The sequence below is a fragment of the Streptomyces sp. NPDC048637 genome (assembly GCF_040650675.1).
Taxonomy (GTDB): Bacteria; Actinomycetota; Actinomycetes; order Streptomycetales; family Streptomycetaceae; genus Streptomyces.
In genome coordinates this window covers 186,470-200,653 of sequence record NZ_JBEZHQ010000006.1, presented here as the reverse complement: position 1 = coordinate 200,653, position 14,184 = coordinate 186,470, and the positions used below count along the sequence as shown (strand labels likewise).

Genomic DNA, 14,184 nt, shown 5'->3' with positions numbered 1-14,184 from the left:
AGAAAAACCGGCACCGCGGCAACGCCGGGGCGGAGGGGGTGGAACCGGTGGCACACAGCAGGCTGTCGCGACAGGAGCTGATCCGGCTCCGGCGGCGGGAGGGGTTCGTCGGGCGGCGCGGCGAGATCGCCGCGTTCCGTGACAACTTCTCCCGCACGGTGGAGGATCCGGCGCACCAGTTCCTCTTCCATGTGCACGGCCAGGCGGGCGTCGGCAAGACCTCACTGGTCCGGCAGTTCGAGGAGGCCGCGCGCGAGCAGGGCGCGCCGACGGCGTATGTCGACGAGGCGGTGCACGGCGTCCCCGAGGCGATGGCGGCCATGAGTGGCCAACTAGCCGCGCAAGGCCGTCCCTTGAAGGTCTTCGACAAGCTGCTCGCCACCTACCGGGAGCGGCGCCACGAGGTCGCAGCGGCGGCCGTCGCCGCGGAGGGCGCGCCCGGCCCGGCGGACCAGGACGATCCCCCGGGGGCCGCCCCCTCGCCCGGCAGCATGATCGCCGCCCAGGCCGGGCTGGCCGGCCTGGGGCTGCTGCCCGGCGTCGGCGCCCTCACCGGAGGACTGGACCCCCGCCAGGTGGCACGCGGCGCGGACCGGCTCCGCGGTCTGCTCAGCGCCCGGCTGCGCACCCATGACGAGGTGCAGCTGGTGATGGAGCCGCTGGAGGCTCTGACGCCGGTCTTCGTCCGCGAACTGAGTGCCGTCGCGGACGAGTCACCCTCGGTGGCGCTCTTCTTCGACACCTATGAGCGGACGGGGCCGCTGCTCGACGTCTGGCTGCGTGACGTCCTGGTCAGCGATCGCTATGGACCGCTGGCGCCCAATGTGGTGGTGACGCTGGCCGGGCAGACCGCACTGGACCGCCGGTGCTGGGCCGACTGCCTGGACTGCGTGACGGATCTGCCGCTGGACGCCTTCACGGAGGACGAGGCACGCCAGTTCCTGGCGACCAGGGACATCACCGACGAGCGCATCGTCGAGGTGATCCTGCGGCTGTCCGGCGGCCTTCCGGTGCTGGTCTCCACCCTCGCCGAGAACCGCCCGCGCGCCGCCGAGGCCGTCGACGACCCCAGCGACACAGCCGTCGAACGCTTTCTGAAATGGGAGACGGACCCGGTGCGCCGCGAGGCCGCATTGGCGGCAGCCCTGCCGCGCCACGTGGACGAGGACATCTTCCGGGCCGCGGTGGACGCGGCCGCCGCCGAACAGTTCGGCTGGCTGTGCGGGCTGCCGTTCGTCGCCGACCGGGCCGGGCGATGGCAGTACCACGAGGTGGTGCGTACGGCGATGCTGCGCCTCCAGCGCCGTAGATCACCGCAGACCTGGACGGCCCGGCACCGCCATCTCGCCGAGGCCGCCCGGCGCCACCGCACGGACCGCGCGCCCGACGCGAACCCGGCGGAGTCGTGGTCCGGTGAACGCCAACTGGAGTACCGGCTCCGGGAGATCTACCACTCCCTCTGCGCGGACCCGCAGCCGTCCCTCACCCAGGCGCTGTCCGACACCCTGGACGCCGCCGAGCATGCGCCGGACGCCGTGCGCAGAGTCGTGGAGACCCTCCGCCAGGCCGGTGAGGACGCCGGCGACCCGGAGGTCGGCGACTGGGGCGCACGCATGACCGCCGCGCTCACCGAGGACGGCGGCGGCCTGATCTCGATCCTCACCGCACTGCTCGGCCGCCCCGGCCTCGATGCGCACCGGCAGGCCCGCATCCACCGCATCCGGGGCCGCGAGCACCGCAAGGCCGAAGCCTGGCCGCAGGCGTTCGCCGACTTCGACCGCTGCCTCGAACTCGACCCGCGCGACGCCGCCGCCCTGCTAGGCCGCGGTCTGACCCACCGCTACATGCGCTGCTTCGAGCGCGCCGCCGAGGACTACACCCGCGCCCTGGAGATCACCCCCGACTCCCTGGACGCCGCCTCCCAACTCGGTGAGGTCCACCGGCTCCTGGGCCGCTACGAGCAGGCCATGACCGAGTTCGACCGGGCCCTGGCCCTGGAGCCACGCCACGCCTTCAGCATCGCCAGCCGCGCCGTCTGCCTGCGTCGCCTCGGCCTGCACGAGGAAGCGCTGGCGTGTCTGGAGCGCGCCATCGAGATCAAGGCGGACTACGCCTGGGCGATGGCCGAACGGGGCGCCACCTACCGCGAGACGGGGCAGTACGCCCTGGCCCTGGCCGAATTCGACCGCGCCCTCGCCGTCAATCCCACCTACGTCTGGGCCTACGCCCGCCGGGGGATCACCCTGCGGTTGATGGGCCGCTACGAGGAAGCCCTCACCGCCCTCGGGCGCGCGGCCGAACTGCATCCGAACGACCCCTGGGTATGGGCGGAGCGCTGCCACACCTGCCTCCACAGCGGGCGTGACGAGCAAGCAGTCCTGGAGGCCGACCGGGCCCTTGCCATCGACCCCGACTATGCCTGGGCCCACCTGGCCCGCGGGACCGCTCTGCACGCCCTGGACCGCGATGACGAGGCACTGGCAGCCCTTGACCGCTCCCTGGAACTCAACCCCGGCGACGCCCGGGCCTGGGGACTGCGGGGCGCGGTGTCCGGCCACCTGGGCCGCTACGAACGCGCCCTCGCGGACCTCGACCGGTCGATCGCCCTGGACCCCGCGGAAGGCCTCACCCGCTGGCGACGCGGCCTGGTGCTGAAAGCGCTGGGCCGTATCGAGGACGCCCGCTCCGAACTCTCCGCCGCGCTGCGCCTCACCCCCGACTGCGGCCGGGCCGCAGCCACCCGGGGAGCGATCAACCTGCTCACCGGCCGACTGACGGAAGCGCTGGCGGACTTCGACCGCGCCGTCGAACTCGGCGCCGACCCCGCCCTCACCTTCGCCCCACGCGGCAAAACCCACCTCCTACGGGGAGATGACCCCCGCGCCCTGGCCGATTTCGACCGCGCCCTCACCGACGCCGCGCCAACCGCCACCCTCCTGGCCCTCAAGGCGGGCTGCCTGCGCCGCACCGGCCACCTCGACGCGGCACACGAGGCGGTCGAGGCGGCCCGGGAAGCGCTGGCTACCGACTCGACCGACCCGGCCGCCGGCCCGGTCGTCCGGTACGAGGCAGCGCTGCTCACCGCCACACTCAGCGGCGCGAGCAGGAGTGGGACCGTGACCGCGGCTGGGACGGCGACGGCGACTGGGACTGCGACCGCGGCTGGGACGGCGACGGCGACTGGGACCGCGACGGCGACTGGGACCGTGACCGCGGCTGGGACCGCGACTGGGACTGCGACCGCGAACGCGAACGCGACTGGGACTGGGACTGGGACTGCGACTGGGACCACGACCACGTCCACATCCGCGTCCGCGACGGCGACGGTGACCGGAGACGCCTGGGCGGCACTGCGATCCGAGGAGATACTTGCCAGCCCCTTCGGCAACGGCTGCGCGGGCCGCGACAGCAGCGGCAGCACCGACACGGACTGTGAAAGCAGCGGCAGCACCGACACCGACCCTGACAGCAACGGCAGCACCAACACCGACCGTGACAGCCACCGCAGCACCGACACCGACCGCGGCGCCGCCGATGGGAGCCACGCCCCCGCCTCCCCCGACGGGAGCAACGCGCCCGCCTCCCCCGCACCTCTCATGGGGATGGTGCCGGTCGCCGTCCTCGTTCGCTGTGTCCTCGGCGACTGGTCGGATGCCGAGGCTCTCACCGCCGAGCTGCTGGACGGTGGCTCTTGGGAGGCCGTTGCCGAGACCGAACTCGGGCTGCGCGATCTCGCGCGTCTGCCGGGGGCGGAGGTCGACCAGCTGGAGGCGATGCGCAGCGGGCTGATACGTCACCTGCGGGCGACGGCTGTCGCCTCGGAATGACGGGCGGCCCAGCGCCTCGCCGATGGCCGATGGTGTCCGCCTGCTCCCCCTGGGGGTAGGACGGTCCGTGGAGACAGCACCGGTGATCCGCACCCGCACCCGCACCCGCACCCGCAGGCGAAGGCGCAGGCGCAGCGGAGCCACCCTCCTCGTTGGCCGCTGCGCCGGGCAGGGCCAGGACCGTGCTACGGGCCGCTCAGTCCCCCACTCCGCCCTCGTACTCCGCCTCGTGCTGCAGGATGCACTGCTGCCACTGCGAGAGTGCCTCCTCGCGGTCGCCTCCGCTGTCCTGGGCAGCGACGATCAGTGCGTCGGCCGCCATGGCGGCGAGCCGTACGGCGATATGGCATACATCGCTCTGGGGGAGCGGCCGAAGGAGTTCCACCGCGCCGTCGCTGTCTCCGGAGAGCGCGGAGGCGACGACAGCCATGGTGGTGCGATCCCACTCGTACTCGGACATGGGGAGAGCATGCCCAACGGGCGCCGCCGCCATCATCGAACGGATGAACGCCCAGGTGGGGGGGCGGAAGGGGAAGGAGGGGCGGGAGTGGCGCCAGACACCCGGTGGGACGAGGCCGGTGGCCTCTTCGCGCCTGACCTGAGGGGGACGCCGCCCGAGGCGTGGGGTGGCGAAGGCGTCGGTCGAGGACCGGCTGGAGGTGCTGTGGTCTCCTCCACGCGACCGGCGGGCGGCCGGGCAGGGCTGGCCGGGGCTGCCGGCCTGTGGGGCGGGTCCCACGTCCGGATGACCGGTGCCGCCTCAGCCCAGTTGACGGATCGGGCTGCCCGCCAGGAAGGCCGTGACGTCGTCCTCGACCGGATGTCGGAAGCAGCCCTCGTCACTGCGGCGGGTGACATGGCCGAGGTGGGGGAGAACCAGCACGTTCGGCAGGGTGCGCGGCGGGTGGTCGTCGGCCAGCGGCTCGTGGTCGAAGATGTCCAGACCGGCACCGGCGCGCAGGGCCGGACCCGGCGGCGCCCCGCACCGATGCGGCCCCGCACCGAGGTGGCCCCACAACGACGCGGCCGCAACGACGTGGCCCCGCACTTACGCGTGCCCGTACTTACGCGTTCCCGTACCCACGAGTGCCCGCACCCACGCGAGCCCGTACTCACGCGCCCCCGCACCCACACGCCCCGCACCCACACGCCCCCGCACCCCCGCGCCCCGGAACCCCCGCGGCCCGTAACCACTCAACGCTGACCCGCACCCATCCGCACCCACCCGCACCCATCCGCACCCACCCGTACCCACCCGCACCCACGCGGCCCGTATCGACCGAGCTCGTACCCATCGGGACGGTACCGGCCAAAAGCCTCCTTGCGAATGACTATTCGCAATACCCTCCTGGCTGAAAATTGATCATTCCTGGTCGATTACAGTGCTGCGCCAGGGGCCCCGCAAGGCCCCGGGACGTAGTGAGCTTCAGGAGGGCGCAGTGAGCGAGCGCAGCGAGCGTGCCGTTCAGAGGTGCGCGCCGCGCGAATGCGAGGCCGAGCGGAGCGAGGTTTCGGCATGAGCGCAGCGGGCGGCGGCGCCATCTGGGGGCGCGCGGAGCAGCAGGATTTCCGCGGCCGGGTACGAGGCTGTCTGCTCGGCGGCGCCATCGGCGATGCGCTCGGCGCCGGTATCGAATTCGACTCGCTCGACGCGATCCGCAAGGCGCACGGCCAGGAGGGCGTGACCGATTTCGTGCCTGCCTTCGGGCGGCGCGGCGCGGTCACCGACGACACACAGATGACCCTGTTCACCGTGGACGGTCTGATCCGGGCCCAGGTGCGCCGCGACACCGGCGCCTGGCATCCGCCCACCGACGTCCACCGCGCCTATCTGCGCTGGGCCGTCACCCAGCGCGACTGGGGCCCGGACGAGCGCAAGAAGGACGACGGCTGGCTGGCCCGCGAGGAGTGGCTGTACTCCCGGCGGGCACCGGGCCGGGCCTGTCTGAGCGGTCTCGGCGACGAGGCGATGGGCACGCTCGACCAGCCCAAGAACCCGGACTCGAAGGGCTGCGGCGCGGTGATGCGCTCCGCACCGTTCGGGCTGCTGGTCGGCTGGGAGCCGCAGCTGGTCTTCCAGCTCGCCGTCGAGTGCGCGGCGCAGACGCACGGCCATCCCACCGGCTATCTGGCGGCCGGCGCGTTCGCCGTCATCAGCCATTCGCTGGCCCGTGGCGAGGACCTCGACAGCGCCGTACAGAAGGCGCTGGCCCATCTGGCCACCCGCCCCGGCCACGAGGAGACCACCGACGCCCTCAAGCGCGCGCTCGGCGCCGTACGGCAGGGCATGCCGACGCCCGCCCGGGTGGAGTCCCTGGGCGAGGGCTGGACGGCCGAGGAAGCGCTGTCGATCGGTGTGTACTGCGCACTGGTCGCCGAGGACATCCGGCATGGTCTCCTGCTGGCCGTCAATCACAGCGGCGACAGCGATTCCACCGGCGCCATCTGCGGCAATCTGCTGGGCATCCTGCACGGCGAGACGGCGCTGCCGCCGGTCTGGCTGGTCGAGCTGGAGGGCCGGGACACGATCCTGCAGCTGGCCGACGACTTCTCGATGGAGATGACGCAGGGCGCCGCGCTGCACGGCCCGGCCGGCTCGTCGCCGGGCTGGCTCGCCCGGTATCCGAGGGCTTAGGGCCTGTCCGAGGGGGTGGTGTGGGCCCGCGGCCGGCACCGCTCTTGGATCAGTCCGGGAGCGTCCCGCTCGGCGCGCGCTTCGCCCCGGACGGACCGCCACGGAACGCCACGGAACGCCCTAACGATCCCTCGACACCTCCCCCGAGCCACCCCGCATCCCGTCCGCGGCCCCGTCCCCTTGCTCAGGAATCGCCACCGAGCCCGCCGCGCGTCCCCGTCGTCATCGGCGTTGATGCGCGCCAGCACCGCGTCCCGCTCCGGTGTGTCCTCCGGCCGTACGTGGCCGAGCAGGATGAACAGGAGCAGCGAGGTGGCGACCGGCGAGACGATCTGGACTGCAACGGGACATCGTCCAGGCCGTAGTTGGTCAGCCAGAAGGCGAACAGGCCGGCCGCCCAGGAACCCAGTGCCGCCGTGGGCCCGGACGTGCGGAAGATCCGTAGCATGCCGAGCAGGAACGGGATGGAGATCGGCCCGACCAGCCCGGCCACCCACTTGATGACGACGGTGATGATGTCTTTGAACGTGGGCGAGTTGACCTGGTTGGGGAGGGCCATCGACAGCACCAGGAAGGCGACCGTGGACAGCCGCGCGGCCAGCAGGCCCGCCCGGTGCGACCAGTCGCGCGCCTTCGCCGAGAGGGCCGGTGCGATGTCCCGGGTGAACACCGCGGAGATGGCATTGGCGTCCGAGGAGCACATGGCCATGGTGTGCGAGACCAGTCGCCGGCCGCTGACCCGCCCGTCAGCCACCCGAGAGGAGAAGTGCCCGGCGGGCGGGCTATCGCATCAGCTCCCCCGCGTTGACCAGCAGCGACTGGCCCGTGATGGCGCGCGCCCGGTCGGAGGCCAGAAAGGCCACGGTCTCGGCCACATCCGCGTCCGTCGCCAGCTCGGGCAGTGCCATCCGCTCGGTGAGCCGGGCCAGCACCTCGGACTCCGGGACGCCTTCGCTGCGCGCCTGGAACCGTACGTACGCCTCCACCGGCGGGCCCCACATCCAGCCGGGCTGCACGGTGTTGACCCGTATCCGGTCCGGCCCCAGTTCGCGCGCCAGTGAGTACATCGCCGAGACCAGCCCGCCCTTGGACGCCGCATACGCCGCCTGCTGGACCTGTGACGGTGCGGCGACCGACGACTGGGTGCCGATCATCACCACCGAGCCGCCGCCGCGCGCCGTGAGCGACGGCAGACAGGCACGGGTCATCCGCAGCGTGCCGAAGAGATTGATGTCCGCGACGCTGTGCCAGGAGTCGAAGTCGGCGTCCCGCAGGCCCCCGAAGAGCGAGTCCAGGGCGGCGACATGGACCACCGCGTCGATCCCGCCGAACCGCTCCACGGCCAGACCGGCCAGCGCCGCGCACTGCTCCTCGTCGCCGATATCCGTCGCCCGCCAGGCCGTACGCGCGCCCGAAGGGTCCAGCTGTGCCGCCGACTTGGCGAGATTTGCCTCCGTGCGGGCCCCCAGCACCACCGAGGCGCCCTCCCGTACACACGCCGCCGCGACCTGATGGCCGAGCCCGGCTCCTACGCCCGAGATGACGACGGTCTTGTTCCGCAGCAGCATGTGTGCCTCCCGGCAGGGCAGGCCACCCGGCACCGCCCAGCTCATTTCTGATGGTCCGTCAGATTGGCGTCAGATTAGATCCGGGGGCCCGGGAAGACCAGAGCCGTTCGCCAAGACGGGAGAGACGCGTCGGTCAGTCCCAGGGCACATGTTCTGTCGCCTCGAAGCAGTACTTGACCCATGTGCCGGTGCGGCGGGGACTGGTCGAGGGCACCGCGCACAGCCGCACCCGGAAGGTGGGGCCGACGGTCGCCATGGTCGTGTACTTGTCGTGGTTGTAGTCGATGGAGGCACTGCGGGCCGCGCCGCCCGACACCCGGAGCGTCACCGTGTCCCCCGGCTCGCCGTTGACGATCCGGCCCCAAACGGCACCGCAGCTTTTGCTGTAACGCAGGTGTATGCGGACCGGGTTGCCCTCCTGCGGCTCCCAGGTGGTGGCGTCATACGCGCACCCGCTGTCCTTGGGCGTCCTGCCGTCGCAGCCCACCCCGGGGCAGCCGGGCGGTGGATCCTCGAAGAGCTTGGGCAGCTGGTCGGCGCCCACGGTGGCCAGCGCACCGGCGACCGCCGTGACGACACCCACGACCAGCGCATGCCGGGTGTGCGCCCGCAGCCACCGCCCGGCCCAGCGGAGCCGCGCCCAGGCGCGGTAAAGGAAGGAAGGGGACGGCTCTGCCGGTTCGTTGTCCGAGCGGCCGGGCTCGGAGCCGGTCTCGGGCTCGGCATCGGGAGCGGGAGGGGGAGGGGAACCGGAACCTGCATGGGAATCGGGGTGGGGATCGGAACCGGGGTCGCGGCCAGGGGCACGGCGTGTGATGAGGCCAGAACCGGAACCGGGATCGGAATCTGGACCGTCCTGGGAACCAGCCTGGGAGCCAGCGTCGGCGTCGGAATCAGGGTGGGGATCGGGTTCGGGTTCGGGGCTGGGGTTCGACGGGCCGTGCGCCGGGTTGTCCTCCGGTGCGTCCGGCGGGTTGTCCGGGCCACTGGTCATCCGGCCTCCCGGGAGGTTCACTGGAGGTCCACGTGCCGTGGGCCTCCAGTTTCCGGCAGGGCGACGGCCGTCCGGAAGCGGATTTTCCGCCGCCCGCCGCTTCCCGGCGCAGGCACCGGCCACACGCGCTCAGTCGTGCCGACGCGCGCCCCCCAGCGCCTTCTTCAGCCGGTCGAGCCCCTCGCGGATCTCCTCCGGGGGGTGCGTCACGAACGACAGACGGGCGGCCGTGGCATCCGGCGGCCCGGCGAAGAACGGCGCGCCGGGGACGTACGCGACGTCATGCCGCACCACCTCGGGCAGCAGCGCCGTCGCGTCGTACCCCTCCGGCAGCGTCGCCCACACGAACATGCCGCCCGCCGGACGGTTCCACCGCGAGCCCTCGGGCAGCGCCGCCGCCAGCCCGTCGACCAGCGCATCCCGCCGCTCGCGGTAGGCGTCGCGCACCCGCTTCAGATGCGCGTCCAGGTCCGCGACCGCCAAGTACCGTGCCGCTGCTGCCTGGTCGACGGTCGAGGTGTGCAGATCGGCGGCCTGCTTGGCGATGACACAGGCGCGCCGCAGCTCGGCCGGGGCCCGCAGCGAACCCAGCCGCAGACCGGGCGCCATCACCTTGGAGAACGAGCCGAGCAGCGCCGTACGGTCCTCGGCCCCGGGGAAGGACGCGACCCACGGCACCGGCTCACCCTCGAACCGCAGCTCTCCGTACGGGTCGTCCTCGGCGATCCACAGCCCGCGCCGGGCGGCGACCTCGGCGACCGCGACCCGACGCTCGGCGGACAGCGTGCGGCCGGTCGGGTTCTGGAACGTCGGCACGATGTAGAGCAGCTTGGGCCGCTCCCGCGCGGTGATCTCGTCCAGCGCGACCGGATCCAGGCCCTCGTCGTCGGTCGGCACCGGCACCACCCGGGCACCGGCGAAGGAGAAGATCTGCAGCGCCGCGAGGTAACAGGGGTCCTCGACCAGCACCACATCGCCCGGCTCCAGCAGGGCCGTGGCCAGCAGCGTCAGGCCCTGCTGGGAGCCGGTGGTGACCAGCAGGTCGTCGGGGCCGGTGGCCAGTCCGCGCGCGGTGGTGCGCGCCGCAATGGCCGCGCGCAGCGCCGGACTGCCCTCGCTGGTGGAGTACTGCAGCGCCCGCAGCGGGTCCTCGGCCAGCACATGCTGAAAGGCGGCCGCGAGGCCCGCCGTATCGAACAGCTCGGGCGCGGGCAGCCCGCCGGCGAACGAGATGACCTCGGGCCGGGCGGTGAGCGCCAGGATGTCGCGTACGGGCGAGCTACCGGTCCGCGCCGCACGGGCGGCGAGCCCGGGAACGGGGGTGGCTGCGCGGGCAAGTATCGCGTCCGGCATGGCGACTCCAATCGCTCGTGGTCTGCGATTAACCAGCGTTAGCTGCAGATGTCAGGCAGCTTAAGCGGCACGGGACCGGAAAGCAGGGGTGCCCGCATGATGAGCCGGGTGCGGATGGGACTGCGGGGGCGTGTGGGGTTACGCGTGGGGCTGCGTACGGGCCGGGGGCGGCCGCACGCGCTCGGCCTCCGACGGTCGCCTGGAGGGCCCGTGCACCACCTCTCCGACAGCCGCCTGGAGGTCGTGCATCACCTCTCCGACGATTCGTGCACCAACCTCTCCCCATCTGACGATTCGTCAGCTACACCTGTCTGTCATGACCGCAGACAGCGAAGGAACGCCAGAGGTCACCACCACCGCCGCGGCCGTCGACACCGGGCCCGCCACCTACGCCGAGCTGGCCGCCATCGGCCCCTACGGCGTGCACCCCGGACATGCGCTGATCACCATGGTCGAACCGCATCCCGGGCATGAATACGCCTACAACCGCTGGTACGAGGACGACCACTACATCGCGGGCGCGATGGCGATGCCATGGATCTTCGCCGGCCGCCGCTGGGTCGCCACGCGCGAGCTGCAACTGCTGCGCCGCCCAGAGAAGTCCGCCGTCGCCCGGCCGGTCACGGCCGGCTGCTATCTCTCCACGTACTGGCTCACCGCGGGCCGCTACGACGAGCACATGAAGTGGACCGTCGGCATCAACAAGCGCCTCAACCGGGACGGCCGGGTCTACCAGGACCGTACGCATGTCTTCACGGCCTTCCAGGACCATCTGGCGACGGTCTACCGGGACGGTGCGGCGGGCCCCCGCGACTTCCACGCACTGGACCACCCGTACGCCGGGCTGGTGCTGGAGGTGATCGACGCGGACGGTCCGGAACGGCGGGACGCGCTGCTGGAGTGGCTGTGTGCCCGGCATCTGCCGCGGCGGCTGTCGGGTTCACCGGCCGCGATGGTCACGGTTTTCCGCCCGACGCCGCTGCCGGGGGACCGGATGTCGTATGTGCGGCAGGTCGAGGGCGTCGACACCCGGCTGACCCTGCTGTGGTTCCTGCAGCAGGACCCGCGCGACACCTGGGCGGAGCGGTTCGCCGGCCTGGAGGAGGAGGTCGCGGAGTCAGGGCTGGGGCGGGTGGAGCTGGTGGCGCCGTTCCTTCCGACCGTGCCCGGGACGGACCGGTATGTGTCCGAACTGCGCTGACTGACGCGGGCGGCAGGTGGCGGGCGGCAGGCGATGGGCCGCAGGCGATGGGCGGTGGGCGTCGGCGGGCGGCTGCCGTGTGCCGGAAGGGGAGGCCCGGGCATGGCCGAGCCCCCTCGGCCGGGACGGCGATCCAGTCGAGAGGGCTCACATCTGCGGATTGCGGACGGTGACGGCTCAGGTCACGCCGCGTCGAACGCGCCGCCGGCGACGTCCGACACAAAGTGGCGCCAGGAGGAGTTGTCGAACGTGAGACGCGGACCGTCGGGGTCCTTGGAGTCCCGCACTGCGATGGCTGCGGCGGTCGGCACGGCGATTTCCACGCAAGCGCCGTTGCCACCGGAGTACGAGGACTTGGTCCAGGAGAACGCGGAATTGGGCTGCACGGCCATGTTCACTCCAACTCACTGTGAGTTACCGGGGATTCGGTACTGACGACGCTACGCGCCAACATCACGAGCCGCAGAGGCCGTTCACCCGTACGAAGGGCTTATTTCTTGATCTCTTTTCATGGGGGTGACCGCAGGTGTACCGTGCGATCCCTTTCGCCGGAATCCCGGATTCCGCGCTATTGACTCCCTGGTGGACGTCATCTCATGGCGTCTGCATGGGATTTCGCCGCGTCGGCGATGAACTCCCGGCTGTGCTCCGCACTCAACGCCTGCGCACGCAAATGCTCGTACATGATCGTGTATTTGTGCACATCGTTGGTCTTCTCCAGATAGAGGTCACTGGTGACGCCCTCGATGTACACCACACTGGAATCGGCGGCATCGTCGAATTCCAGGATGGAGAACGTTCCCGACATTCCGGCGTGCGCACCGGTGTCGTACGGCAGAACCTGCACGGTCACATGCGGCAATTGGCTCATCTCGACGAGATGGTCCAGTTGCTCGCGCATGATCAGATGGCTGCCGACCACCCGCCGCAGCGCGCTCTCGTCCAGCACCACCCACAGCCGCAACGGGCGCTCGGGGTCGGTGACCCGCTCCTGGCGGCGCATCCGTACCTGGATGCGCTTCTCCAGATGGTCGGGCGCCAGCTCGGGGACTGTGCCGGGAATGACCGCCTCGGCGTAGCCGGGGGTCTGCAGCAGACCGGGCACCAGCAGGGACTCGTAGATCCGCAGCGAGGCCGCCTCGGTCTCCAGGCCGATGTAGACGCTGTAGGGGATGTCGCCGAAGGCGTGCCACCAACCCTGCTGACGCGAATCCTTGGCCATCTGCATCAGCGAATCCACGATGCGGTGGTCCTCGACCTCGTAGACCCCGCACAGATCGCGGACATCGCGCTGGCTGATGCTGCGGCGGCCGTTTTCCAGGCGGCTGATCTTCGACTGGGAGACCAGCAACCGCTCGGCCACCTCCTCCGCCGTCATGCCTTTGAGCTCACGGAGCCTTCGCAGCTCCTGGCCCAACCGGCGTCGCCTGACGGTGGGATTGACATTGGACGCCACGGGACGTGCACCTCCGGCTCCGTACTGCTGTTGTTTCCTTTTCAGCAGACTGCCACTCCGAGGTGACGCCGCGCAGTGAAATGCACACAGAAGGCGAGCGAGCAGAAGCGCGGGGTGGCGGGCCGGCCGTCGTCCAGAACGGTCGGCCCGCCACCCCGCGCTTGTTGCTGCGGCTCCCGAACGGAACTTGGGGACGGGTGGTGCGGGTGATGCGAGTGCTGCGCTGGGTGGTACGAGGGGTCGTACGGCGTTCTACGGCGTCAGCGGGCGCCTACCCGGGCCATCCGGCCGTGGGCGTGCCGCGACTGGACCGGCGCGCCGGCCGGGTCCGCCGTGGCCCGTGCCGCCGGTTGCCGGACGGCTCCCGCGGCTCCCGCGGCGGCCGTCTGCGGCCGCCGCGGCTGGGCCGCGACACCGTTCTGCACATCCATGACGGCGTGTGCGACCAGCCCGCCCATCGGGTCGTGCCGGATCAGATCCCGGAGACGGGAGCGCGATGACCGCCCTTCGTTCCCTGGATACAGATGCTTGCCGAGTCCGACCGCATGGGCCAGCGCGGCGAGCGCCGCGGTCCGCGGGTCCGGGGGTACGCCGGTGCGGATCGCATTATCCAGCCGAGCCCTGATTTCCCGGCTGATGGCCGTCTCCGTCGCTTGGTAGCGCGTCGTCGGCAGCACCCCGCACATCTGTCCCGCCACGGCATGCACCATGCCGCACCGTTCGAGATGCGTGAGGTAGGTCTGGCGCAGCCCGAGTCGGGGCCCGCCGATCCAGTGGACCGCGCGCACCGGACTGCCGCGTCGGCGCAGCAGTTCGAGCGCGGAGTCCAAAGTCGGATCTCCTGTCGGCCGTGCCATCACCACGGCGATACGATCCCCGTCTGGGGCTATCCGTCCTGCCAGAGCCAGCTCTACTAGCTGTGCCCCGGCCAGGCCGAGGTCGAGCGACTGCGGCTGCGCTGTGGTTCCCGTGGTCGGGTCCAAAGCGAGCAGCAGAAGCTCCTCCGGAATTGTTCTGCGGCTCCTGCCCATCCATGCCTCCCCGCGTGGATGAATGACAGGGTGACCCCTCTCACATTCATCTGTCGAGAGTGCGTGGGGGGTTCGGTAGGGAACCGGTAGGTATGTCGTTCTCGTCTTGCACGTCGGCG

11 protein-coding genes and 1 pseudogene are annotated in these 14,184 nt (G+C 71.4%); 3 read left to right on the top strand and 9 right to left on the bottom strand.

Going from position 1 to position 14,184, the window contains the following annotated elements; genetic code table 11:
• Window positions 1-47: 47 nt before the first annotated feature.
• Window positions 48-3,827, top strand: coding sequence for a tetratricopeptide repeat protein (locus tag AB0C46_RS11790; protein WP_362827630.1), 3,780 nt, complete (start codon window positions 48-50; stop codon window positions 3,825-3,827).
• Between the two features lie 196 nt (window positions 3,828-4,023).
• Here the strand turns inward: AB0C46_RS11790 and AB0C46_RS11785 are convergent, their stop codons facing one another.
• On the bottom strand, window positions 4,024-4,287 hold the full coding sequence (locus tag AB0C46_RS11785; RefSeq protein WP_018092249.1) for a hypothetical protein: 264 nt from the start codon (window positions 4,285-4,287) through the stop codon (window positions 4,024-4,026).
• Between the two features lie 300 nt (window positions 4,288-4,587).
• Window positions 4,588-4,875 (bottom strand): NAD(P)-dependent oxidoreductase, encoded by a 288-nt coding sequence (locus AB0C46_RS11780; RefSeq protein WP_362827629.1) that lies wholly within the window; start codon window positions 4,873-4,875, stop codon window positions 4,588-4,590.
• A 468-nt stretch (window positions 4,876-5,343) separates the two neighbouring features.
• On the opposite strand from AB0C46_RS11780, the gene AB0C46_RS11775 reads away from it, so the two are divergent.
• Window positions 5,344-6,462 (top strand): ADP-ribosylglycohydrolase family protein, encoded by a 1,119-nt coding sequence (locus tag AB0C46_RS11775; protein ID WP_362827628.1) that lies wholly within the window; start codon window positions 5,344-5,346, stop codon window positions 6,460-6,462.
• Between the two features lie 120 nt (window positions 6,463-6,582).
• Here AB0C46_RS11775 and AB0C46_RS11770 read toward each other — a convergent pair.
• The 4 genes and pseudogenes from AB0C46_RS11770 to AB0C46_RS11755 all read right to left on the bottom strand — a co-directional run.
• Window positions 6,583-7,180 (bottom strand): annotated as a pseudogene (locus AB0C46_RS11770) (Na+:solute symporter); the annotation flags it as partial.
• Window positions 7,181-7,244: 64 nt separating this feature from the next.
• The gene (locus AB0C46_RS11765; RefSeq protein ID WP_362827627.1) at window positions 7,245-8,030 is read right to left on the bottom strand and encodes an SDR family oxidoreductase; all 786 of its coding nucleotides are present in this window, start codon (window positions 8,028-8,030) and stop codon (window positions 7,245-7,247) included.
• Between the two features lie 133 nt (window positions 8,031-8,163).
• Entirely contained in the window at window positions 8,164-8,613 is a 450-nt protein-coding gene (locus tag AB0C46_RS11760; RefSeq protein WP_362827626.1) for a DUF2690 domain-containing protein, read from the bottom strand.
• Window positions 8,614-9,153: 540 nt separating this feature from the next.
• Complete coding sequence (locus AB0C46_RS11755) at window positions 9,154-10,377, bottom strand: PLP-dependent aminotransferase family protein (protein WP_362827625.1); 1,224 nt, start codon at window positions 10,375-10,377, stop codon at window positions 9,154-9,156.
• A 316-nt stretch (window positions 10,378-10,693) separates the two neighbouring features.
• Between AB0C46_RS11755 and AB0C46_RS11750 the strand changes: the two genes are divergently transcribed.
• On the top strand, window positions 10,694-11,578 hold the full coding sequence (locus AB0C46_RS11750) for a hypothetical protein (RefSeq protein ID WP_362827624.1): 885 nt from the start codon (window positions 10,694-10,696) through the stop codon (window positions 11,576-11,578).
• A gap of 182 nt (window positions 11,579-11,760) precedes the next feature.
• Here the strand turns inward: AB0C46_RS11750 and AB0C46_RS11745 are convergent, their stop codons facing one another.
• The 3 genes from AB0C46_RS11745 to AB0C46_RS11735 form a co-directional block, all read right to left on the bottom strand.
• Complete coding sequence (locus tag AB0C46_RS11745; protein ID WP_208683311.1) at window positions 11,761-11,970, bottom strand: DUF397 domain-containing protein; 210 nt, start codon at window positions 11,968-11,970, stop codon at window positions 11,761-11,763.
• A gap of 197 nt (window positions 11,971-12,167) precedes the next feature.
• Window positions 12,168-13,034: a helix-turn-helix transcriptional regulator gene (locus tag AB0C46_RS11740; protein ID WP_362827623.1), complete on the bottom strand. Its 867-nt coding sequence runs from the start codon at window positions 13,032-13,034 to the stop codon at window positions 12,168-12,170.
• A gap of 260 nt (window positions 13,035-13,294) precedes the next feature.
• Entirely contained in the window at window positions 13,295-14,065 is a 771-nt protein-coding gene (locus AB0C46_RS11735; protein ID WP_362827622.1) for a GPP34 family phosphoprotein, read from the bottom strand.
• Window positions 14,066-14,184 lie beyond the last annotated feature (119 nt).